General features: G+C 33.9%; 21 protein-coding genes, 4 tRNA genes and 1 pseudogene. 4 read left to right on the top strand and 22 right to left on the bottom strand.

Annotated features, from left to right (window positions below; translation table 11 throughout):
• Position 1 precedes the first annotated feature (1 nt).
• From N2259_02685 to murC, 11 genes and pseudogenes are all read right to left on the bottom strand, one after another.
• Positions 2-748: an ABC transporter permease gene (locus tag N2259_02685; protein ID MCX7779121.1), complete on the bottom strand. Its 747-nt coding sequence runs from the start codon at positions 746-748 to the stop codon at positions 2-4.
• A gap of 16 nt (positions 749-764) precedes the next feature.
• Positions 765-1,556: an ATP-binding cassette domain-containing protein gene (locus N2259_02680; GenBank protein ID MCX7779120.1), complete on the bottom strand. Its 792-nt coding sequence runs from the start codon at positions 1,554-1,556 to the stop codon at positions 765-767.
• A 104-nt stretch (positions 1,557-1,660) separates the two neighbouring features.
• Positions 1,661-2,088 (bottom strand): annotated as a pseudogene (locus N2259_02675) (DUF523 domain-containing protein).
• A 244-nt stretch (positions 2,089-2,332) separates the two neighbouring features.
• A complete protein-coding gene (locus tag N2259_02670) occupies positions 2,333-3,370 on the bottom strand; it encodes a hypothetical protein (protein ID MCX7779119.1) in 1,038 nt (345 codons plus the stop codon).
• A 102-nt stretch (positions 3,371-3,472) separates the two neighbouring features.
• Positions 3,473-5,317 (bottom strand): molecular chaperone DnaK, encoded by a 1,845-nt coding sequence (gene dnaK / locus N2259_02665; protein ID MCX7779118.1) that lies wholly within the window; start codon positions 5,315-5,317, stop codon positions 3,473-3,475.
• Positions 5,318-5,424: 107 nt separating this feature from the next.
• Positions 5,425-5,871 carry an Hsp20/alpha crystallin family protein gene (locus tag N2259_02660; protein ID MCX7779117.1) on the bottom strand — a complete coding sequence of 149 codons (447 nt, stop codon included), beginning with the start codon at positions 5,869-5,871 and terminating at the stop codon, positions 5,425-5,427.
• 65 nt (positions 5,872-5,936) lie between these two features.
• Positions 5,937-6,452 (bottom strand): nucleotide exchange factor GrpE, encoded by a 516-nt coding sequence (locus N2259_02655; GenBank protein ID MCX7779116.1) that lies wholly within the window; start codon positions 6,450-6,452, stop codon positions 5,937-5,939.
• Positions 6,449-7,150 carry a hypothetical protein gene (locus N2259_02650; GenBank protein ID MCX7779115.1) on the bottom strand — a complete coding sequence of 234 codons (702 nt, stop codon included), beginning with the start codon at positions 7,148-7,150 and terminating at the stop codon, positions 6,449-6,451. The genes N2259_02655 and N2259_02650 overlap by 4 nt, the downstream gene beginning before the upstream one ends.
• Before the next feature lie 133 nt (positions 7,151-7,283).
• The gene (gene galE, locus N2259_02645; GenBank protein MCX7779114.1) at positions 7,284-8,267 is read right to left on the bottom strand and encodes a UDP-glucose 4-epimerase GalE; all 984 of its coding nucleotides are present in this window, start codon (positions 8,265-8,267) and stop codon (positions 7,284-7,286) included.
• A 34-nt stretch (positions 8,268-8,301) separates the two neighbouring features.
• On the bottom strand, positions 8,302-8,778 hold the full coding sequence (locus tag N2259_02640; GenBank protein ID MCX7779113.1) for a dTDP-4-dehydrorhamnose 3,5-epimerase family protein: 477 nt from the start codon (positions 8,776-8,778) through the stop codon (positions 8,302-8,304).
• Between the two features lie 5 nt (positions 8,779-8,783).
• Complete coding sequence (gene murC / locus N2259_02635; GenBank protein MCX7779112.1) at positions 8,784-10,166, bottom strand: UDP-N-acetylmuramate--L-alanine ligase; 1,383 nt, start codon at positions 10,164-10,166, stop codon at positions 8,784-8,786.
• Between the two features lie 122 nt (positions 10,167-10,288).
• On the opposite strand from murC, the gene dprA reads away from it, so the two are divergent.
• Together dprA and topA are read left to right on the top strand one after the other, a co-directional pair.
• Entirely contained in the window at positions 10,289-11,410 is a 1,122-nt protein-coding gene (gene dprA, locus N2259_02630) for a DNA-processing protein DprA (GenBank protein ID MCX7779111.1), read from the top strand.
• Entirely contained in the window at positions 11,407-13,443 is a 2,037-nt protein-coding gene (gene topA / locus N2259_02625) for a type I DNA topoisomerase (GenBank protein ID MCX7779110.1), read from the top strand. The genes dprA and topA overlap by 4 nt, the downstream gene beginning before the upstream one ends.
• Positions 13,444-13,536: 93 nt before the next feature.
• Here topA and N2259_02620 read toward each other — a convergent pair whose 3' ends face one another.
• Positions 13,537-14,364, bottom strand: a complete 828-nt coding sequence (locus tag N2259_02620; GenBank protein MCX7779109.1) for a ParB/RepB/Spo0J family partition protein — start codon at positions 14,362-14,364, stop codon at positions 13,537-13,539.
• 16 nt (positions 14,365-14,380) lie between these two features.
• Positions 14,381-15,130 (bottom strand): ParA family protein, encoded by a 750-nt coding sequence (locus N2259_02615; protein ID MCX7779108.1) that lies wholly within the window; start codon positions 15,128-15,130, stop codon positions 14,381-14,383.
• 155 nt (positions 15,131-15,285) lie between these two features.
• On the opposite strand from N2259_02615, the gene N2259_02610 reads away from it, so the two are divergent.
• Both N2259_02610 and N2259_02605 read left to right on the top strand, forming a co-directional pair.
• A tRNA-Leu gene (locus N2259_02610) sits at positions 15,286-15,369 on the top strand.
• Positions 15,370-15,381: 12 nt separating this feature from the next.
• Positions 15,382-16,479 (top strand): 6-phosphofructokinase, encoded by a 1,098-nt coding sequence (locus N2259_02605; GenBank protein MCX7779107.1) that lies wholly within the window; start codon positions 15,382-15,384, stop codon positions 16,477-16,479.
• A 31-nt stretch (positions 16,480-16,510) separates the two neighbouring features.
• On the opposite strand, the gene N2259_02600 is transcribed toward N2259_02605, so the two are convergent.
• The 9 genes from N2259_02600 to N2259_02560 all read right to left on the bottom strand — a co-directional run bounded on the left by N2259_02600 (position 16,511) and on the right by N2259_02560 (position 22,042).
• Positions 16,511-17,509, bottom strand: a complete 999-nt coding sequence (locus N2259_02600) for a 2-phospho-L-lactate transferase CofD family protein (GenBank protein MCX7779106.1) — start codon at positions 17,507-17,509, stop codon at positions 16,511-16,513.
• 27 nt (positions 17,510-17,536) lie between these two features.
• On the bottom strand, positions 17,537-18,349 hold the full coding sequence (locus N2259_02595; GenBank protein ID MCX7779105.1) for a nucleotidyltransferase family protein: 813 nt from the start codon (positions 18,347-18,349) through the stop codon (positions 17,537-17,539).
• A 123-nt stretch (positions 18,350-18,472) separates the two neighbouring features.
• A tRNA-Met gene (locus tag N2259_02590) sits at positions 18,473-18,544 on the bottom strand.
• A tRNA-Met gene (locus N2259_02585) sits at positions 18,545-18,619 on the bottom strand.
• 102 nt (positions 18,620-18,721) lie between these two features.
• The gene (locus tag N2259_02580; protein MCX7779104.1) at positions 18,722-19,516 is read right to left on the bottom strand and encodes a thiamine pyrophosphate-dependent enzyme; all 795 of its coding nucleotides are present in this window, start codon (positions 19,514-19,516) and stop codon (positions 18,722-18,724) included.
• Entirely contained in the window at positions 19,513-21,168 is a 1,656-nt protein-coding gene (locus N2259_02575) for a 2-oxoacid:acceptor oxidoreductase subunit alpha (GenBank protein MCX7779103.1), read from the bottom strand. The genes N2259_02580 and N2259_02575 overlap by 4 nt, the downstream gene beginning before the upstream one ends.
• A gap of 39 nt (positions 21,169-21,207) precedes the next feature.
• Complete coding sequence (locus N2259_02570) at positions 21,208-21,405, bottom strand: ferredoxin (GenBank protein ID MCX7779102.1); 198 nt, start codon at positions 21,403-21,405, stop codon at positions 21,208-21,210.
• A gap of 67 nt (positions 21,406-21,472) precedes the next feature.
• Entirely contained in the window at positions 21,473-21,931 is a 459-nt protein-coding gene (locus tag N2259_02565) for a DUF192 domain-containing protein (protein ID MCX7779101.1), read from the bottom strand.
• Between the two features lie 38 nt (positions 21,932-21,969).
• Positions 21,970-22,042: transfer RNA gene (locus N2259_02560), tRNA-Asn, on the bottom strand.
• Positions 22,043-22,234 lie beyond the last annotated feature (192 nt).

The following is a 22,234-nucleotide window of genomic DNA, read 5'->3' as shown; positions in this document are numbered from 1 at the left end:
ATTAAATTTCTATTTTTGAAAAAAGATAACTACCAATAGATAATAAAATAATCGTAACGATTCCTAAAATGAAAAAATCGGGCAAAAGGCCAAATTGGGATACACCAAGCAAAGAACCACGTAGACCATCAACGCCATAAGCCAATGGATTAACCGAAACGGCCATTGCAATTATTTTTGGTAATCCTTGGATTGGAAAAAGAGCGCCAGATAAGAAGAAAATTGGCATTACAATAAAATTTATAATTAATTGAAAACCATGCATATCGGTCATTTTTGAAGCAACAGCCGTGCCAAAAGCAGTAAATAGCAGGGCGATTAGAAACATAAAAACTAACGCCAAGGGCATTATCGTCCAACTAAGCGGTCGAAAGCCGATAATAAAAGAAAGGATTAAAACAATCAAACCCTGAAGTACAGCAACGGTTGCTCCGCCCAGGGTTCGACCAATCATAATTTTTAATCTTGAAACCGGCGCGACTAAAGTTTCTTTTAAAAATCCAAATTGTCTATCCCAAATAATTTCAATCCCAGAAAAAATCGCCAAAAAAAGAATACTCATTGCGATAATACCTGGTGTCAAAAATTCAATATAATTACCACCACCGGCTTTCTGAAAGATTGGCCCAAAACCAAAACCCAAAGCGACTAGAAAAAGCAAGGGTTGACCTAAAGAACCAATAATTCTTGACCTTGAACGAAAATATCTTTTTAATTGTCTCAACCAAAGAATGTAAATGGTATTCATAATTTTCTAAGAAAGGTTATCTCCGCCAAACTCGATGTCGCATTCTCAGATTTTCCACAGCATTGCCACTTTGTTCACGAATCACATGGCCAGTCAAAGCCAAAAAAGCTTCTTCTAATGAATTTGTTTTTGTCTTTCTTTTTATTTCTTCAACAGTACCAATAGCGATAATCTTTCCTTGATCAATGATGGCAATCCGATTAGCCATTTTTTCCGCTTCTTCCATATAGTGAGTGGTAAAAAAAATAGTGATCCCCTCTTCTTGATTGATTTTTTTAACATAAGCCCATATGTGCTGACGAGTTTGCGGATCAAGACCGAGTGTTGGCTCATCTAAAAAAATAATCTTGGGGTGATGGAGAAGACCACGACTGATTTCCAAACGACGCTTCATACCGCCAGAAAAATTTTTAACTAATTCATCTCGACGATCCCATAATTCAACAAATTTTAAAAGTTCTTCAATTCGTGGCTGATAAATTTTTTTTGGCATACCATATAAAACAGCGTGGAAATACATATTTTCATAGACGGTCAGTTCGTCATCTAAACTTGGATCTTGAAAAACAATACCAAAGGCTTGTCTTGTGTCTGATTGATTTTTTATAACATCATTACCATTAATAATAACTTGGCCTGAACTTGGTCTAAGTAAGGTTGTTAATATTTTAATTGTTGTCGTCTTGCCGGCACCATTCGGCCCAAGAAAAGCAAAAATTTCTCCTTTCTCAACACTAAAAGAAATATTATCAACAGCTATACAATCTTTAAAATTTTTTGTCAGTCCATTGACTTCAATAATACTCATATTTTACTCTGTAGAATATTAGAATTTTATTTCACTAGACCTTCCTCAAGTTTTTATTGATCTTAGAACATTCCAACCTTTTTAAGAATATAAGAGTGTCGTTTTTATAAATCTTCTTCGGAAATTATTTTGATATTATGTTTCTTTAATAATTTGGTCGTTACGCCATCACCTTTAATAATTTTATCCGAAAAACTACCGTCATAAATTTGACCACAACCACAAGATGGACTACATTGTTTGAAAATGGCTTTTCTGATGCCGAGTAATTGAGTAATTTTCAAAACTTCTTTGGCGCCTTTTAAAAAATATCTGTTATATCTTTGCCTGATCTGGTTATCACTTTCTTTCCTTTTATCTCGGCTGGTTCTCTTGGTGTTGATAAGCCACCCAATTGTTCTGGACAAACCGGAATCAAAGTTATCTTTTTTGCTAAAGCTAAAACTTTTTTATTCTTTTTACTTTTCCCATCGTATCGACATTTAATTCCTAACAGACAGGCACTACAGAGAATCTTTTCTTTATTTTTCATTTTTTATTTTAAAACGAGAAAAGAATAAATTATTTGAAGAAGAAAACCAAATGCCAAAAATAAAATGCCAATAAAAGATAATTTTTTATTTTGTTTAAAAAATGTAATACCAGTTTCTCTATCTTCTTCCATCTGTAAGTTGGATGTCAATAATAAAATTGTGCCAATGAAATTGAATAGTAAACCAATAATCTGAATAATCTGAAAGAGATCATATTTTTTCAATCGAATTATTATTAGCAATTTATAACCTTACATCTTCTCCCTCTTTCATCACTTTTTCAATACGCACAAGGCGGAAAATTAAAAGGATTTGAAAAAATAATAAACTCATTCCTATCACCAACCAAGAAAATGGAACAAAAATAATTTTCAAAAGAAAGAAGGTTAAAAGGGCGAAAATGATGGGTAAATATTTGAGGTAAGGACCGAGTAAATTATTCAGTTTTTTACTAGCTATTTGATTAATAATTTCAGCTATTTTTTCATTTCCCTTTAATTCTAAACCTAAATTTTTAGCTAATTCGTTTCTTTGCTGAATAACCGTCAGTGGATCAATTTTTTTAGCCTGGTTTTTTAAAATGGCAACGACTTCCGGATCTTTTAAAAGTTCCTCTGGATTAATTTCCGTTATTTTTCTCCCCTGGAATTTTTTAAGAATCTCTGGCGAAAGTTTGCTTAAATCTGGTTTTTGCATTGCTATGGTCATGGCAATTGTTTCGTTAATGGTCATTTCTGGCTCAAAAAACGGCAGAAGATTGCCGGTATTTTTAGTCAAGGGCTGAAGCAGCCATTCTAAAATCTGCGGTGATAAACTGATACCCTTCTGATCAATTTTAATGAGGGGATAAAAATAACTTAAAAGGGCGAAAAAAAGAGCAAAAAAAGTTAAAATCAAAGGTAAGCCCTTTTTAAAAATTTGAATTATGGAAATTTTCAGATGATTGTTTCTTTCTTTTTGCATTAAGGCACGGCTAAGAATAAAAATTAAAAAAAGGATCGCTAAACCAATGAGTAAAGCATAATGAAAAGAAAAAAAGCAGAAGAAAATTGTCAAAGTCAAAAAATAGACAACCAAAATCAGTAACTTTGATTCAACTAAAAGAGAAAAAAATAAAAGAAAAATCAGAAAGAACAAAAACCACGCCCCTAACCAAAGTAAGGAAGACAGGTTTAAATTTCTTTGAAGATAAACAAAGGCTAATTTCTGCCAAAACAAAAAAGCAAAAATTAAAAGCAGGGTGATAAAAATAAAAGTCTTAATTGTTGAAGATTGGGACACAATAATAATCAAAAATACAAAATGCAAAAATCAAAATGACAAACCAAAATCTAAAATTATTTCATTTTCTTTACATTGACATTACATTTGGGATCTAATTTTTTATTTTTCTTCATATTCTCCCTCAATCGGTCCCTCATCTTTTTTTTCTTCTTTTTTTTCGCCCGTTTCTGAAGATCTTTGCTGGGCTTGTTCTCTATATAATTCCATGCCAATTTTTTGAATGGCTTGTGAAAGTTCGTCCATTGATTTTTTAATTAATTCCATTTCGTTGCCGGTTGTTACTTTTTTTAATTCGGCAATTTTCTCCTCAATCGTCTTCTTATCCTCTTCTTTAATTTTGCCAGCAAAATCTCTTAATGTTTTTTCAGCACTATAAATTAAAGCATCGGCTTGATTTTTTAGATCAATTAATTCTTTCTTTTTCCTATCTTCAGCAGCAAATTTCTCGGCTTCTTTTTTCATTCTTTCAATCTCTTCTTTAGAAAGGGCTTTAGAATCTCGAATGACAATGTGTTGCTCTCTATTTGTCGCCTTATCTTTAGCTCTAACGGTTAAAATTCCATCAGCATCAATATCAAAAGTCACCTCAATCTGTGGTACACCACGTGGCGCTGGCGGAATACCGTCTAAAATAAACCGACCTAAGGTTCGGTTATCTTGAGCCATCGGTCGTTCACCTTGTAAAACATGAATTTCCACTGAGGTTTGATTATCAGCCGCGGTGGAAAAAATTTGACTCTTTGAGGTCGGAATTGTCGTGTTTCTTTCAATCAGAGGCGTCATAACCCCACCCAAAGTTTCAATCCCTAAGGTCAAGGGTGTAACATCAAGCAACTGAACCTCTTTAACTTCTGTATCACCGGCTAAAACTGCTGCTTGAATAGCCGCACCCATTGCTACGCATTCCATTGGGTCAATGCCGCGCTCAATTTTTGGCCCAAAATAATCTTCCAAAAATTTCTGAACAATTGGCATTCTTGTTGGTCCACCAACTAAAATAATTTTTTCAATATCCTGAGGTGTTAATTTTGCATCTGCCAAGGCCCGCTCTAATGGCCCACGACATCTCTCAATAACTGGTCTAACTAAATTCTCCAATTTTGCTCGTGTAATCTTCATCAAAAGATGTCTTGGTCCTTCAGAAGTGGCTGTAATAAAGGGTAAATTTATTTCTGTTTCTAAAACAGAAGAAAGTTCAATTTTTGCTTTTTCGGCTGCTTCACGAATTCTCTGCATAGCCATCTTATCTTTCCTTAAATCAATATTTTCAGTTTTTTTGAATTCCTCAACAATATAATCAATCAATATGTTATCCATATCGGTACCACCCAACTGGGTATCACCTGAAGTTGAAAGAACTTCAAAGACTCCACCGCCAAAATTCATAATCGTCACATCTAAAGTACCACCACCAAAATCAAAAACCAAAACTTGCTGATCTTTTTCCTGAACTTTATCCAAACCATAAGCCAATGCCGCCGCCGTCGGTTCATTAATAATCCTAATTACCTCTAGACCGGCAATGGCGCCGGCATCTTTGGTCGCCTGTCTTTGACTGTCGTCAAAATAAGCTGGGACGGTAATGACTGCTTTTTCTACTTTATCACCTAAATATAATTCTGCATCCTTTTTGATTTTTTGCAGGATGAAGGCAGAAATTTGCTGTGGTGTATATTCTTTACCAAAAATTTTATATTTAAAATCTGTGCCCATTTTTCTTTTCGCTGCTGTAATTGTTCCTTCAGGATTAGCAACCGCCTGTCGACGCGCAGGTTCGCCGACTAACAGTTCTCCATCTTTCGTAAAAGCAACTACAGAAGGAAAAGCTTTACCTCCGACTAAAGTTGTTCCTTCAGCCGAAGGAATCATTTTAGGTCGACCGGCTTCAATATAAGCGGCCGCTGAATTTGAAGTACCTAGATCAATGCCAATAATTTTGCTCATATTTTTGCCCTCAATCTACCATTTTCTTTTGGAAATGGTAGTAAAATTACAGAATAATTAACTTGCCCCTACTCCGCTAAAAAACGGAGTAGTCCGCAAGTTAATTATTATTTTTTTGCGGATTTTTTAATTTTAATTTTAATTTTTTTCTCCTTGACTTCTTCTGCCTTGGGAATGGTAATTCTTAAAAGACCATCTTCATACGTTGCCTCCGCTTTATCACCAATCACCTTAGTTGGCAAACCAATAGCTCGATAAAAACTTCCATAACGCACCTCTTTGCGGTAATAATTCTTATCTTCTACCTCCGATTTCTTTTCACTCTTTCCTTTCAAAATTAGGTTGTTGTTTTCAACCAAAACTTCAATCTTTTCCGGATCGACGCCAGTAATTGGAGTCTCTACAACCAAATTACCCCCTTTCTCATAAATATCAACCGGTGGAATAAATTCTGCTGCCCGAATTTCTGGCCATTCTTCTTTCCAATCTTCAAACAGCCTTTCTATATCTTCCCAAGGCCGCCAAAGCCAAGGACGCCAGGGAATTAATGCCATAGGTTTTAAATTAATAACTTAAAATTAATAATTTGAAATTATATTAAATCGACCTTTAGTAAATTTTATTCAGTCATTTCTTCGTCCAAATTTTTTCTTTTACCAATCGCAACTTTTGCTACCTTAATGACTTTATTGTTTATTGTATAGCCTGGACTAATTTCTTCAATAATTTCATCGCCATCATCTCTTTTTTCCACCACTTCATGAAATTCTGGATTAAATTTCTCGCCAACCGTCTTTATCTTCTCTACGCCTAATTTTTTAAATAAATCCTCAAATTGTTTCTTTATTTGTTCAAGGCCTTTAATAAAATCTTCATTTTTATTTTGATGCTCTAAGGCCTGATTGAAGTGTTCGTAAATGGGTAAAATTTCTAAAATCAGGTTTAAATTGGCAAATTCAAACCATTCATTTCTTTCTCTCTCAATTTCTCTTTCTCGGTTAAGATAATCTGCCTTAGCCCTCTGCCAACCGTTTAAATATTCTTTATTTTGTTTTCTTAATTCTTCAATCTCTTTTTTTAAATACTCGACCTCCTCCTTTAATTTATTGATTTCTTCTTTTTTTTGAAAAATCATAAAATCTTTTTTAATAAATTCATTAGACTTAAGTTTTTATTATAGTCCATCCTTAAAGGTCCTAAAAGGCCCAGAATAATTTTCTTATCATCAATTTCTAATCGATCAAAAATAGCTCCGCATTTGTCACCAAAAGGACTGTCTTCTCCGATAAAAATTTCTCTCCCCTTAATCTGATCAAAAATATTGCTCATTACCCGATCAAGATGGTCAATAACTTCAGAAAGATTGTGAACGAAAGAAATATTGTTGAATTCTGGTTGGGAAAAAAGATAACTTAGACCAGTATAGAAATAATCATCTTTATCAAAAGCAACAATCACCGCTCCTTTAGTTTGCCGGGCCAATTCCTTAGCTAATTCTTTGATTTTTTTTCTCGATTCAGAAATTTTATTTTTAATCTCTAGAAATCTTTTTTTAATTCGGTCACTAATTTCTTTTTCGCTGAGAAAATTTGCAAGAAAAAATTTAAAAGCCTGAATGGTTGGTATTTTCCCAGCCGAGGTATGAGGTTGAAAAAGAAAACCCCTTTTTGCTAAATCAAACATTTCATTGCGGACAGTAGCTGAACTGAGTTGAGGGAAGTCTTTTTTGGCAAGAAAGCCAGAGCTAATTGGTTTCGCTTTTTTAATATATTCTTCTACGATTTTTTTTAAAACATTCTTTTTACGTTTATTTAAAGACTGAATATTGGTCATATAAATCAGATCAATTGTGGGCTTTATTTATCTTTGTATTTTTAAGTTGTATTTTTTATCTTTTTTTATTATAAAAGGATTAGCACTCCCTAGTCAAGAGTGCTAAAAAAAGTTATCCACAGGCTAAATTTTATTACTTTTTGTAGCCAAAAGGGTAATTCTGATAAAATTGCCAGGCCGTTTTAATAATTGTTTCTAGATCAGAGTGTTTTGGCTGCCAACCAAGCTCTTTTTTTATCTTCGTTGAGCTAGCAATCAAAATTGGCGAATCACCTATTCGTCTTGCCCTCACTTTAGCGGGAACCTTTTGCTGAGTGATTAGCCGACATTTCTCTAAAACCTCTTTAACCGAAAATCCTTTTTCGCTGCCTAAATTGTAAATTTTACTTTTTTTATTTTTAATTAAAAATTTCAAAGCCAAAATATGGGCTTGTGCTAAATCATTGACATGAATATAATCGCGAATACAGGTTCCATCTGGCGTTGGATAGTCGTCGCCAAAAATCTTAAAATATCTTTTTTGGCCTAAAGCAACTTTCAAGATATTAGGAATGAGATGGGTTTCTGGACAATGGTCTTCGCCAATTCTGCCAGAAGGATCGGCTCCGGCGGCGTTGAAATAACGCAAGGAAATAAATTTTAAACCATAATTTTTCTCAAAACAGGCTAAAAGTTTTTCAAAAAGATATTTGGTCTGACCATAAACATTAGTTGGTTTTAAAGGACTATTTTCTTTCAAAGGAAGTTTTTGCGGTTGATAAACGGCCGCTGAAGAAGAAAAAATAATAAATTTAATTTTATTTTTAATCATCGCCTCCAAGAGATTCAAACCGTTTAAAACATTATTTTGAAAATATTTTTCTGGTTTTAACATTGATTCACCTACTTCAATAAAACCAGCTAGATGAATAGTAACTTTTGGTTGATATTTTTTTAAAATTTGATCTAACTTATTTTTATCTTTTAAGTCACCTTTAATAAAAAAACCACCAAGAATTGCCTGGCGATGACCTTTTGATAAATTATCATAAATAAAAAGTTGATGTTTTTCTTTTAACAACTCCTTAACAATGTGGCTACCAATATAGCCAGCACCACCAGTAATGAAAATGCGCATAGTTTATAGTTTATAGTTTATAGTTTAAGGTTCCTTACCCTCCTTTCCGGACAAAGCTTGGCCAGCGAAATGGAATCTCTTTTGTCTGCCATGGCATTCGATATTCGTCGGGATTTTTGTAATTATAAACTTTAGTCGGTAGATTTAAAATTTTTGCCCCGTTTTTGGTTAAAGCAGTAAAACCGTGAACAACACCTCTCGGGATTCTTAAAACAAGATGTCTCCCTCTTTCCTGTGGGGCCGATAAGATAAATCTAGCTGTCTGGCCATACGTCTTGGAATTTTTTCTGTGATCATACAATCCAATAAGCGCTTTTCCTTCTAAACAAACAAAGTAGTCATCTTGAAGTTTGTGATAATGCCAGGCTTTGGCGATGCCATATTTACAAAAAGTTAAATAGACCTGCCCAAATTTCTGAAAGAATTTTTCATCAGATCTTAAAATTTCCATTAAAAAACCACGCTCGTCTTTAATAATTTTTAATTTTTTAACTCTTACCCCTTCAAGCATCTTTTCTATTTTATCAATTGATCAATAATTGTATAGATATCACCAGCCCCCATAATTAAAATAACATCGTTGGGCTGGATATTTTTTAAAATAAGTTTTTTCGTTTCCTCTAAGTTTCTAGTATAGATAATTTTTTTACCAGTTCTTTCAATTACTTTCTTGACTAGATCTTTTGAACTAATGTTTTGATCCGCACTTTTCTCTCGACCGGCCACTCCATAAATTTCAGAAATAATAGCCAAATCCACTCTATCAAAACTTTTCACAAAATCATCAAAAAGAACCTTGGTCCGATGATGATGGTGTGGCTGAAAAATAACAAAAATTCTTTTATTCGGATAGAATTCGCGAGCGGCTTGAATTGTCTCTTGAATAGCTGTTGGATGATGAGCATAATCAGAAATAATTTTCAATTTTAAATTTTCAATTTTAAAATCTTTAACTTCAAAACGCCGCCAACAGCCAGAATAATTTTCTAAAACTTCTCTAATAATTTCTAATTTAATTCCTAAACTTAAGGCAGCGGTTGAAGCCGCCAAAGCATTATAAATATTAAAGATTCCTGGCACTTTTAGTCTTAGATGATGCACTTTAGAGTCAACTATTAAATCAAACTCCTGAAAACCAGAAATAATTTTAATATTTTTCGCCACTACATCAGCCGGTTTTTTGATACCATAACTAACAACTTTGCGATGAGGTAAAAGTCTTTTAAATAAATTTTCATTATCAATATTCAAAATAATTTTTCCATCACCTGACATTTGGTCAATATATTTCTGAAAATGGAAAATAATATCGTCAAGATTTTTATAATAATCTAAATGGTCTTCTTCTAAATTAGTCAAGACAATTATTTGTGGCCGAAAATTCAACATATGCGCTCTCCACTCGCAGGCTTCAACAACAAGATATTTACTTTTGCCAAAACGAAAATTACCTTCTTGAAAATTATTAACTTTTGAACCAACCACCACAGTTGGATCAAGGCCGGCTTTTTCTAAAATTAAACCGATTAAAGCAGTGGTGGTAGTTTTGCCATGTGTTCCTGAAACAGTAATGGTAAAATAATTTTTTGAAAGTTTGCCTAAAAATTTTGGGTAAGAAAATGATAAAATCTCCAATTCTCTCGCCCTTTTTCTTTCTATATTATCTTCCGGCACAGCCGGTGAATAAATTACTAAATCAATATCTTTAGCTAGATTTTCTTTTTGATGCCCAATAAAAATCTTTGCCCCTTCCCTTTTTAAATCATCAGTAATTTCTGAGGCGAATAAATCAGAACCGGAAACCTTTTTACCCAAAAGAATCATCATTTTTGCCACCGCTGAAACGCCAATGCCGCCAATACCAATAAAATGAACTTTTTTGAATTGAGATAAATCCATATCTTGAATTTATTCTATCATAAAAATGATAAAGAAAATACTGTGAAAATTATCAGTTTAACATTTTTATTACAAACTAAGTATTGACTTTCTTCTTTATCTTATCATAATAATAAAATTATATGTCATCAACTAAATCAATCACTGGTGACCAAAGCTCGAATCATGATTTAATTTATTGGAATACCTTAGCTCTTTTTTTAAAATTTGAGGCGAAGAGATTAAAAAAAATTGCCGATTATTTTCCGACAATGAAAATGGCCTTCGAAGCGAATAATTCTGAATTGATACAGGCTGGCCTCGAACAAGAAATTGTCCAAGAATTTGTTAAATGGCGAAAAACAATCAACCCTGAAAAGGAATGGCAAAAATTAGAAGACGAAAAAATAAAAATTATCACGATTAAGGATAAAAATTATCCCAAACTTCTTAAAGAAATTTATGATCCACCGGCTATTTTATATTACAAGGGTGAATTAAAAAGAGAAGAAAATTACCCCTTAGCAGTGGTCGGAACAAGAAAAATGAGTTTTTACGGTCGCGAAGTAGTCGAGGGATTAGTCAGAGACCTAGTCCGAGTTGGTCTAACCATTATCTCTGGATTGGCTCTGGGTATTGATGGTTTAGTTCATAAAATTACACTAAAAGAAGGAGGACGAACAATAGCTGTGCTAGGCGGTGGTCTTGATGAAAAAACTCTTTATCCTTCAATTCATAAAGAATTAGCAAGAAAAATTATTGCTGCTGGTGGAGCAATTATTTCTGAATATCCAATTGGCACATCTCCAACTCGCTATACTTTTCCGATGCGTAACCGCATCATCTCTGGCTTATCGCTTGGTACCTTGGTTATTGAAGCGCCGATGGAAAGTGGTGCCTTAATCACTGCTCGTTCTGCTTTAGATCAAAATCGAGAAGTCTTTGCTGTCCCTGGTAATATTTACTCCCCAAATTCAGCCGGCTGTAATTGGCTAATTAAATTAGGCGCTAAACCAGTGACTAAGGCAACTGATATTTTAGAATCTTTCAATCTAGAATTTCTTTTGAGACAAAGAGAAATTAAACCCGAAACAAAAGAAGAAGAAATTTTACTCAAGTATTTATCAAAAGAACCAATTCATATCGATGAACTAATTAGAAAAAGTGGTCTAACACCGAGCCAGGTTTCAGCCACTCTCTCTATTATGGAAATTAGAGAAAAAATAAAAAATCTCGGCGGTGGTAATTTTATTTTAAATCTATGAAATTAATTATCGTTGAATCACCAACCAAGGCGCTAACTATTTCCCAATTTTTAGGGAAAGATTTTATTATTGAATCATGTAATGGTCATGTCAGAGATTTGCCGAAAAGCAGGTTAGGTATTGAGATCGAAAGAGATTTTACTCCTCAATACATCATTCCTGTTAAAAAGAAAAAAATTGTTAATCAACTCAAAAAAAAGGCGAGTCAAGCCAAAGAAATATATTTTGCTACCGATGAAGACCGAGAAGGCGAAGCTATCGCTTGGCATTTAAAAATTATTTTCGATGAAGTTCTAAAAAAAGAAACAAAATGTCAAAGAATTGCTTTTCATGAAATTACCAAGGAAGCAGTTTTAGAAGCCATCAAAAATCCTCGCCAAATTGATCTGAATTTAGTTGAAGCTCAGCAAGCAAGAAGAATTTTAGATCGTCTTGTTGGTTATAGTTTATCTCCTCTTCTCTGGAGGAAAATTGCTCGACGACTTTCTGCTGGACGCGTCCAGTCAGTTGCTCTTCGTCTAATTGTTGAGCGAGAAAGAGAAAGAGAATCGTTTATCCCACAAGAGTACTACACTATTTTCGCGGTATTGCGGAAATTAAAAATACTCAAACCTCAATCTCAAATACCAAATGAATTTAAGGCAAAATTATATAAGATTGGTAAGAAAAAATTAGATAAATTTACTATCAAGACAAAAAAAGAAGCAGAAGAAATTGTTAAAAATTTGAAAGATGCCATCTACTTAGTTAATGAAATAAGAGAAAAAGAAATCTCTAAGCCCCCCCTACCACCATTTACTACTTCAACCCTGCAACAAGTGGCTAATCGCCGCTTTGGTTATTCAACAAAAAAAACGATGATGGTCGCTCAACAACTCTATGAAGGTGTGAAGTTGGGCCAAGAAGGTTTGGTTGGTTTAATTACTTATATAAGAACTGATTCTTTTAATTTATCGGAAAAATTTTTAAAAGAAACCAGAAATTATCTTCAAAAAAATTTTGATACAACCTATAAGCCACCTACTTTTCGCTTTTATCAAACAAAAAGAAAAATTGCTCAGGAAGCCCACGAGGCTATCCGACCGACGAGTATCTATCGTCAACCAGATCAAATCAAAAATTATTTAACTAAAGAACAGTTTAAAATTTATGATCTCATTTGGCGACGGAGTTTAGCTTGTCAAATGGCCGAAGCTAGAATTAAGACGATGACGATCGATGTTTTGGCTAAAAAAAAATCAATAGCTAATCATTATTTTAAAGCAACAGGAAGTCAAATCAAATTCGCTGGTTGGCTAGATGTTTATCCAATAAAAATTGATGAAGTAATTTTGCCGGATGTCAATAAAGATGAAAAATTAGATTTATTAAACTTGGAGTCGAACCAACATTTTACCGAACCACCAGCCAGATATTCAGAAGCTGGATTGGTTAAAGTTTTAGAAAAGTATGGCATTGGCCGACCATCAACTTACGCGCCAATTATTTCAACCCTTTTTGAAAGAAATTATCTCCAAAAAGAAAATGGTCGGCTTATTCCGACAGAAATTGGTTGTCGCGTTAATGATCTTTTAGTTAAACATTTTCCGAAGATTGTTGATTATCAATTCACGGCCACAATGGAAGAAAGGCTAGATAAAATTGCCGAAGGTAAAGAAAAATGGCAAAAAATGATCAGCGATTTCTATTGGCCATTTAAAAAGGAGTTAGAAGAAAAAGAAAAAGAAATTGTCCAGCAAAAACCAATTGATGAGAAAACTGATCAAGTTTGTGAAAAATGTGGCAGATTAATGTTAGTTAAATTTTCTCGTTTTGGCAAGTTTTTAGCCTGTTCTGGTTTTCCTGAATGTAAATTTACTAAATCGCTTCAACCGATTAATGACGGTAATGATTTAATAGAATGCCCAAAATGTGGAGAGGGGCAAGTGGTCAAAAAGAGAACTAAAAAGGGAAGGTTTTTTTATACTTGCTCAAAATGGCCCGAATGTGATTTTGCTTCATGGCAGAGTCCCAAGGATAAAAATGACGAATAGTAATTTTTGATATCCCTAGAAATGCGAAAAAGAAATTTCTTTTGTAAGATAATTTTTTATAAATTTGTATAGAGAAATTGAGTTTGTTTATCTTTATAAGGAGAGTTTTTTGATTAAATTTTCCAAATCTTTTTCTGAATAAAATTCAATAATAATTTTCCCTCTTTGTCCACGTTTTTTAATAGTCACTTTTGTGCCAAGTGCTTCCTGAAGCCTCTCTTCTTTAAGACGCAAAACTTGATCTTTGAAAATCGGTTTTTTTCTTTTAGAAACAATGAGTTGCTCTGTCTCTCGGACGGTCATACCGGTGCCCAAAATTCTTTTAAGCATCGCTTCTTGCTTCTCTGGAGAATCTAAGGAAAGTAAAACTTTGGCATGGCCTTCGGTAATCTTCTCTTCTTCCAAGACCCTCTGAATCATCGGCGGCAGACTAAGAAGTCGTAAGGTATTGGCCACTGTCGCCCTTGCTTTACCAATCTTTCTTGCCACTTCTTCTTGGGTTAAGTTAAATTCATCAATTAAACGTTGATAAGCCCTCGCCCTTTCCATCGGATTTAAGTCTTTTCTTTGGAGATTTTCAATTAAAGATAATTCTAACTTTTTGATTTCATCAGCCGAACGAATAATCACTGGTACCTTTTCTAAATTTAAAATTTTAGCCGCACGTAATCGCCGTTCGCCGGCAATCAATTCATACAAATCGTCAGAAATTTTATTCACTACCAACGGTTGAAGAATACCATGTTCCCGAATCGAATTAACCAATTCTTCCATTGCCTGTTCATCAAAAACATCTCTTGGTTGATACGGGTTAGAACGAATAGCAGAAAGGGGGATTTCTGAGATTACTTCTTCTTTTTTTGCAGGTAAAGTAATTTTTTTTCTCGGAATTAATGAATCTAAACCACGACCTAAGGGCATAAGCAAAAATTAATGATTAATTATAATGTAAAAATTCTATAGCTAGTCGCCGATAAGCCTTTGCCGCCTTTGAATTTGGCGCGTATTCAAAAATTGTTTGTCCAAAACTTGGTGCCTCAGCTAATTTAATTGAACGGGGAATCACTGTCCGAAAAATTCGAAAGGGAAAATTCTTATAAAGTTCAAACAAAACTTCTTGCGCGAGGCGTGCTCTTTCATCATACATAGTAATCACAACTCCCAAAATCTCAAGTTTAGGATTTAAACTTTCTTTAATTAGATTGATTGTATTGATGAGCTGGCCTAAACCTTCAAGGGCAAAATATTCAGCTTGGACAGGAATTAAAGAAAATTGTGAGGCAACTAAACTGTTGATCGTCAAGAGACCCAAAGAAGGCGGCGTATCAATAAAAACAAAATCGAAATCAAGTGGTAATGGTTCTAAAATTTTGGCTAATTTAAATTCGCGATCTTTTTCACTCACTAATTCAATATTAGCACCAGCCAAAGATTCGTTAACAGGAATTAAAAAAAGATTTTCTTTAATTTTCACCAGGCTTTCTAATAAAGAAGCCTCTTGAGAAAGGATCTCGTAAATTGTCTTTTGAAAATTATTAACTCCAAAACCAGAGGTGGTGTTCGCCTGCGGATCTAAATCAATCACTAAAACTTTTTGACCAAAATTGGCAAGACAAGACGAAAGATTTAAAACTGTTGTTGTCTTGCCGGTTCCGCCCTTTTGATTGACAATAGAAATGATCTTCATATAAAACAAATCTACAAATAGGATGCTAATTGGACAAATAGCGAAGGACTTATTTTATGGATTGGCGGTTGGTAGATTAACATTTCAATATGATTCGATTATATCCTATTTACTAAATTTGACAAGAGATTTTTTTAATTTTAAAATAAAGCTAAGCCGGGATGGCGGAGTTGGTAGACGCGCAGCACTCAAAATGCTGTGACCGCAAGGTCGTGAGGGTTCGAATCCCTCTCCCGGCATTTTAGAAAATTATGAATTTAAAAAATAAAAAAGTTCTTGTTTTTACTGGCGGTGGCCTTTCCCCTTCTTTAAATCCAACTCTTTACGGCGTAATCAAGAGAGCCAAAAAATTGAAGGCAAACATTTGGGGCGGCCTTGAAGGTTGGCAATGTCTCTCTAATCAAGGAAAAATAATTCCATTGAATAGTTTTGACGAAAGAAGAATAAAAGAAAAAGGGGGGGTATTTTTAAAATCCTCAAGAACTAATCCTTACGAATTAAAAAATGGACTCGAAAACTTAAAAAATAATTTTAAAAAGCAAAAAATAGATTACTTAATAGCAATTGGCGGAAACGATACCTTAGGTACAGCCTATAAAATTTTTAAAGAAGAAAAATTACCAATAGTTGGTGTCCCTAAAACTATTGATAACGATCTATCAGAAACTTATTGGACGCCAGGGTTTCCTACCGCTGCTTTTAAGTTAATTAATTTTGTTAAAGAAATCAGAGATGCGGCCCATGCTCTTTCTCGAATCTTTATAATTGAAGTGATGGGTGAAAAAGTAGGCTGGCTTGCGGCCACCAGTTATCTCGGTCAGGCTGATATAATTATCCCACCGGAACGATATGTCGACATCGATCGGGTAATCAAAATAATTTTTCGACGATATAAAAAAAATAATAGCTCTGCTGTAGTGGTGATGAGTAAGGAGGCTTTCCTTGGCGATAAAATAAAAGGTCTTCTCGATGATCAAAAAGATGGATATAAGGTCATAAGACATGAATTAAAGGCTTGGAATTTACGAATCGAGATAAAAAAAAGATTAGGTATTGATACGAAAATTATCATTCCTGGCAATTGGCTACAGTCAGGAAGGGCAATTGAAATTGACAAAAAATTGGCTGTCGGTCTTGGACAAAAAGCCGTTAATTTACTTTCCGAAAAAAAATTTGGTTGGACACCAATTATTAAAAAGGAAAGGGGTAATTTTTTTGTTGATGTTTGTCCTTTAAAAAAAATTTTAAAGAAAAGAGAGTTAGATGAATCTTATTTTGATTTTAAAAATTTAATCCCAAAAAGAAAGTTTGTCAATTATATAAATTCGATTTTAAAATATTTAAAATAATTGGAAATAAAAAAAAGAAGAGACCATCTTTTTAGATGATCTCTTTTAAAATTTTATTTATCTTTTTATAGTCGTGTTTAATAGGAATAAAAAACCTTGAAAATGAGATTCCGTTAAAATCAAAATTCATAATTTTCGGCTCCTCTCGAGAAACGTCATCGGGATTAGGAATTAAATCTTTGTAAATGAAATGAATGGTTAAGGAACAAGTTGGTGAGGTTGGCGAGACTACAGTAAATCCTTTTTTTTCATATAACTGAAGAATGTTCTTGGAAATTTCTCTGTTATTTATTACCGCAACATCGGGCTGTTTTCCATAGCGAACTAGAAGAGATAGATAAAATTCGAAAGTTTGTCGTTTTGGTTCTGTAGGTAAACAAAAAAGAGGAACAAACCAGATGATTTTTTTATTTTGAAGAATCTTTTTCATTCCCGATACAAGTAAAATTGGTAAAATCGAATAGAGGACCGAACTCGGCGCTATCACCACTGCATCTGATTTTTTAATTTCATTTCGGACGACAGGTAGAATCTGAACCCTGGGTTCAAGAAAAAAATCACCCCTTCTCTTTTCTGTCGGTGAAGAGAAAATTACCTTCCACTGTCCTTTATATATTTTCTTTTTTTCTCTTGTTCTTAAACAGAAAGTGGTCGGACAATCGGTCACCGGAAGAATAGACACGTTTCTTGGTAAACCACCAAATGAATCAGTAAATTTTTTAATTCCTGCTGGTATACCATAATTCATCAGAAATTCTGTCAATATCAAGTTTCCCTTCACCCTTCCTTTTGAGTCTCTGTTTGTCAACCTTCTTGCGATTTTCGGAGAAAGAAAAGCACATATAACTTTCAGCAAGTCACCGGGCGGAATGATGCTGTATTTTTGCCTGATTTCTCCGCTGTGTCCGCCGTCATCTGAAGTATTAACGATGAAAGAAAACTTAAATGAATTTATGAAATGATCTTTTTTCAGAGATTTAGCTATTTGATGACCAGCACTCCCGCCGGCCAAAATTACAATTCTTTTCATATTTTTTCTTCCTTATTTAATTTTTTTTTAAAAACAATATTGAAAATTTTTCAAAACTTCTTCGTAAATCTCTGGAGTGGAAAGATCCGCCCATTCACCTTCAAATGGATAACCATAAAGTTTTTTCTCACGAACCAAAATTGGAAAAACATCTTTCTCTAAGCGTTCTGAATTTTTTCTCAGGTACCGAAAAATTTCTGGCTGACAAACAAAAATTCCAGCATTGACTAAGTGGGAACGGATTTTTTCTTTTGGTTTTTCTAGAAAATTAGTAATTAAATTGCCTCGCATTTCTGCAACCCCCCAATCACTTGGCCGATCAACTGAGGCTAAAGCCATTGTCACTATGCCATGATGAGATTGATGAAAATTTAAAAGATCCTGATAGTCAATTTCAGCCAAAACATCGCCATAAATTAAGAAAAAAGTTTCATTCTTTAAAATTTTTTCAGCCTGTTTAACTGGTTGAGCAGTACCCGGTGTCTTTTTCTCTTGGACTAAATAGGATATATTTAAACCAAATTTTTTCCCATCTTTAAAATATTCTTTTATTTTTCGCCCAAGATGACCAATAGAAATGACAATTTCAGAAAAGTTATATTTTTTCAAATTTTCTAAGGTATATTCTAAAAGTGGTTTTTCTTTTATTGGAATTAGAGCTTTTGGCATTTCGTAGGTAAGGGGTCTGAATTTAACCCCTTCACCGCCAGCCAAAATTAAGACTTTTGTCACTTTCGGCAAAAGTAATTGGGAAAGAAAATATTCAATAGCCTGAGAACGATTTCTTAATTTTTCCCTATCAATTTGTTTGTCTAAAAGATTAATGAGATCTTTTTTCATGGTAATTGTTAATCGTTGTCTCCTCATAAACTGCTTAGATAAAGGATTAAATCATCATACACTATCATACTACTTAAGATGAAAAAAACAAGGGAAGTTATCCACAAGGTTAAATAAAAAAAATAGCAGGGATGGGATTCGAACCCATGACAGACGGATTATGAATCCGTTGCTCTACCACTGAGCTACCCTGCCTGGTTGCGGGGGTGGGATTCGAACCCACGACCTCCAGATTATGGGCCTGGCGAGCTGCCACTGCTCTACCCCGCTTTTGACTTTTAATTCTATCACAAAAAAGTGATAAAGTCAAATATTTCAATAACCATATTTAGAAATAAAAAAATTTTTTTAATAGATATCTAAAATATTTTTTTATTCTTTCAAAATTTCTTCTTCAAATGTGGGTCTTTCTTTTTGATAAAAGAGACCAATAGGAATTTGACCTGAATTTTGGTAACGCCACTGGCGGGACTTTTCTAGAGCCAGAGAAAAATTGTCTAACTCTTTTTCTTCTAGTTCATAGATATTTTGATTATAAAAATTGTAGGTGTTAAAATAGACGACACAAGGTTGAAGAATATCAATGAAAGCAAAGCCGTGATGAAGAATGGCTTTTTTGATTAAATTTTTCAAATGACCACTTCTGCCGACATAACCACGAGCGACAAAAGAAGCACCACTGACCAACATTAATTCAATAGGATTTAAAGGTTCCTCAATATTTCCCTGTGGCGCTGATTTGCTAATAAAGCCCTTTGGCGATGTCGGTGTAAATTGTCCAGTGGTTAAACTAAAAACACGATTATTATGAACCAAAACTTTAATTTCAGAATTTCTTTTGGCGGCAAAAATTAAATGCTCCAAACCTTCACTATAGACATCGCCGTCACCAACACAGACAATCGGAATCAGTTTTGGCTGAGCTAATTTTATCCCTGTTGCCACTGGAACAGCTCGACCATGTAAAGAATAGAAACTATTGAGATTTAGATAGTCAGCCATCTTTCCATGACAACCGATGCCAGTAACAAGAACAAAGTTTTCTTTAGTGAAACCTTCTTGAATTAATTCATCAAGAGCAGAAATTAAAGCATTTTGTAAAGCAAAATTTCCACAACCGGGACACCAGGTATTTATTGCCCCTGTTCTTAGATTTTCTTGATTCATAGAAATTTTTTTATTTTATTTTCTAACTCATCTAAAGTAAATGGCCTGCCATCATACTTTAAAATTTTTTGATTAACGACAATCCTGGACGAATCTAATAAATCAGCCAACTGGCCAGTGGTATTCATTTCAATATCAATAATTTTTTTGACACCTCTCAACTCTTTTTTTAAATCTTCTACTGGCCAGGGCTGTAAGAAAAGAGGTTGAATAACTTTTAAACCCAATTTTTCACCAATTTCCCTCACCACGCCAGTAGTCGAACCCCAGGTCAGTAAAGCAATTTTACTTCGCCGAGTTCCGTAAACATTAATGGTTTTTCTCTTCTTTAATTCTTTCTCTAATGTCTTCTGTTTTTTTAATCTTTTTTCAACCATTTTTTTAATTTGTTCTGATTCTTCAACAGTCAAACCAAATTCATTGTGTTCATAACCAGTTGATTTAACAATTGCTTTACCACCAGGAAAGGCTAGTGGAGAAATACCATCTTTTGTCGAAAGATATCTTTGATATTTTCCTCGCCCTGACCAAATTTTTGGTCTTTCTTCTTTAACTTTATTTTTTTGAAAAGTAGCAGAAAAAATACTCTCGCCCAAATGTTTATCAGTTAGGACGACGGCTGGTATTTGATAACGCCAAGCCAAATTCAAAGCCAGACCTGTTAAATAAAAAGCTTCATCAACATTACTTGGCGCTAAAACTAAACGAGAAAATTCCCCATGACCTGCTTTTAAAACAAATTGAAGATCGGCTTGAGCGGTGTAAGTCGGGACACCGGTTGAAGGACCTGGCCGTTGTCCATAGACGTAAAGAAGGGGAATTTCTGCTTGACCAGCCAGGCTTAGAGATTCAACCATCAAAGCAAAACCACCACCAGAAGTGCCAACCATTGTTCGTTTTCCGGTATAAGCCGCCCCTTCAGCCATTAAAGCAACGGCAATTTCATTTTCTGGCTGAATGACTTTAACGCCAAATTCCTTTTGATGAGCGGCCAAAAAATGAAGAATCGGGGTGACTGGCGTCATTGGATAGGCAAAATAAATTTTTAAACCAGCCTGTTTCGCACCCAATGCTGTTGCTTCGTTACCAGTACATAGGATTTTTGGTTTCTGTGTTAATTTTTTTATATTGAATTTGTTTTCAATTTTTCTCCCCTCCTCATAACCTTCCTGTGCTATTTTTATATTTTCGTCAATTTTTTTGACAATAATTTTCTTAACAACTTTTTGAACTAAAGAAAAATTTATTTGGCACAGTCCGGCGAAAAAACCAAGTGCTATAGTATTCTTCATTACTGAAGGCAAAGAATAATCTTGAATGATTTTAAAAAAGGGACAGCCATATCCCTGCTGAATTTTAAAATTTGTTGAATCATAAATTAAAATTGTTTCCTTTTTCCACTTCTTTTGATGTTTTTTCACTGTCTCTTCATTAAAAGCAATGGCAAAATCAACTTTCTCTCGATGAGAAAAAATTTGTTTTTCCGCTGCTCTGATAACAGAAAAATTATGGCCACCACTGATCAAAGAAGGGTAGTCATCGTAAATAAAAAGCCAGTAGCCGAGCTCGTTGAATAATTCGCCAATTAAATGGGCGCCCTGGCGAATTCCGTCGCCGGCCATTCCGCCAATTAAAATAGAAATCTCTTTCATCTTTGATGGTTATCTTTAACTTAAGTTATTTTAAGTTACTTATTCAATCTTTTCAATTTTGATACAATTAGCCGGACAAGCATCAGCTGCTTGCTGACTGCAACCTAAATCTTCAATCTCCTCATTTTTAACCTGAGATTTCCCCTCTTCGTCAAGTTCAAAATTTTCCGGACAAATGGCGACACAAGAACCACAACCGAGACAGCAATTTTTATCAACTTTCACTTTATACTTCATAGTTTTTAAAGTTAAAATTGACAAGTTGATAAATTTTAACAAAAACAGAATAACCGTCAAGAAGAAATCATTTTAATTTAAAAATAAACCGATCACCATTTTTTAAATTCATCTTTTCTGCCATCCCTCCGTTAATTTCTAAGACATATTTAGCTTTTTTCTCTGGGGTGATAATTGGACAAAAATTTTCTAAGCAAGGTTGACTCTGATGACTGATAAAAACTACCTCTTGATTCTGATTAAGCCAAATAATATCTAATGGCAGGAGGGTGTTTTTCATCCAAAAAGAATAATAAGCTTCTTGATCAAAAATAAAAAGCATTCCTTTATTTTGATCTAGCTTCCGACGAAACATTAATCCTTTCATTTGTTCGGCAGGCGTACGCGCCAATTCCACTTCAAAACAGTAATTTCTAAAACAAGCCTGATGAATTGCGTTTTTTTGAGATTTTAAAAAAATAAAAAATAGACTAATAATAAAAAGTAAAAAGAAAATAATTATCCTCTTAACTAACCATTTTTGCATCTTGCTATTATATCAAAAATTTGTTTTTTTTAAAAAAACTCCGGCGGCAGGACTCGAACCTGCAACCCACTGCTTAACAGGCAGTTGCTCTAACCATTGAGCTACGCCGGAATGTGAAATAATAAATATTAATTACTAATGACTAAATAAAATATAAATTACTAATTACCAAATAATAAATGGAACTAATGACTAAATTATTACTTTTTACATTTAAGAACGATGGCGCTTAAAATTTTAACCAATTCTCCACATTCTGTCAATAAAGTGTTAATTAACTTAATTTCGCCAAAGTTCATATCT

The organism is Patescibacteria group bacterium, from assembly GCA_026417895.1.
Lineage (GTDB): Bacteria > Patescibacteriota > Patescibacteriia > UBA2591 > CALHIP01 > CALHIP01.
Note: the sequence above shows the minus strand (reverse complement) of the source record. Positions and strands in the feature narration are given on the sequence as shown.

Excerpts from the sequence above, each read along its gene's own strand:
- dprA (MCX7779111.1), top strand. The coding sequence starts at position 10,289 with ATGTCATCAACTAAATCAATCACTGGTGACCAAAGCTCGAATCATGAT.
- N2259_02680 (MCX7779120.1), bottom strand. The coding sequence starts at position 1,556 with ATGAGTATTATTGAAGTCAATGGACTGACAAAAAATTTTAAAGATTGT.
- dnaK (MCX7779118.1), bottom strand. The coding sequence starts at position 5,317 with ATGAGCAAAATTATTGGCATTGATCTAGGTACTTCAAATTCAGCGGCC.
- N2259_02605 (MCX7779107.1), top strand. The coding sequence starts at position 15,382 with ATGAATTTAAAAAATAAAAAAGTTCTTGTTTTTACTGGCGGTGGCCTT.
- N2259_02570 (MCX7779102.1), bottom strand. The coding sequence starts at position 21,405 with ATGAAGTATAAAGTGAAAGTTGATAAAAATTGCTGTCTCGGTTGTGGT.
- N2259_02615 (MCX7779108.1), bottom strand. The coding sequence starts at position 15,130 with ATGAAGATCATTTCTATTGTCAATCAAAAGGGCGGAACCGGCAAGACA.
- N2259_02655 (MCX7779116.1), bottom strand. The coding sequence starts at position 6,452 with ATGATTTTTCAAAAAAAAGAAGAAATCAATAAATTAAAGGAGGAGGTC.
- N2259_02650 (MCX7779115.1), bottom strand. The coding sequence starts at position 7,150 with ATGACCAATATTCAGTCTTTAAATAAACGTAAAAAGAATGTTTTAAAA.
- galE (MCX7779114.1), bottom strand. The coding sequence starts at position 8,267 with ATGCGCATTTTCATTACTGGTGGTGCTGGCTATATTGGTAGCCACATT.
- N2259_02565 (MCX7779101.1), bottom strand. The coding sequence starts at position 21,931 with ATGCAAAAATGGTTAGTTAAGAGGATAATTATTTTCTTTTTACTTTTT.
- N2259_02685 (MCX7779121.1), bottom strand. The coding sequence starts at position 748 with ATGAATACCATTTACATTCTTTGGTTGAGACAATTAAAAAGATATTTT.
- N2259_02620 (MCX7779109.1), bottom strand. The coding sequence starts at position 14,364 with ATGCCCTTAGGTCGTGGTTTAGATTCATTAATTCCGAGAAAAAAAATT.
- topA (MCX7779110.1), top strand. The coding sequence starts at position 11,407 with ATGAAATTAATTATCGTTGAATCACCAACCAAGGCGCTAACTATTTCC.
- N2259_02600 (MCX7779106.1), bottom strand. The coding sequence starts at position 17,509 with ATGAAAAGAATTGTAATTTTGGCCGGCGGGAGTGCTGGTCATCAAATA.
- N2259_02595 (MCX7779105.1), bottom strand. The coding sequence starts at position 18,349 with ATGAAAAAAGATCTCATTAATCTTTTAGACAAACAAATTGATAGGGAA.
- N2259_02580 (MCX7779104.1), bottom strand. The coding sequence starts at position 19,516 with ATGAATCAAGAAAATCTAAGAACAGGGGCAATAAATACCTGGTGTCCC.
- N2259_02660 (MCX7779117.1), bottom strand. The coding sequence starts at position 5,871 with ATGGCATTAATTCCCTGGCGTCCTTGGCTTTGGCGGCCTTGGGAAGAT.
- murC (MCX7779112.1), bottom strand. The coding sequence starts at position 10,166 with ATGGATTTATCTCAATTCAAAAAAGTTCATTTTATTGGTATTGGCGGC.
- N2259_02575 (MCX7779103.1), bottom strand. The coding sequence starts at position 21,168 with ATGAAAGAGATTTCTATTTTAATTGGCGGAATGGCCGGCGACGGAATT.
- N2259_02640 (MCX7779113.1), bottom strand. The coding sequence starts at position 8,778 with ATGCTTGAAGGGGTAAGAGTTAAAAAATTAAAAATTATTAAAGACGAG.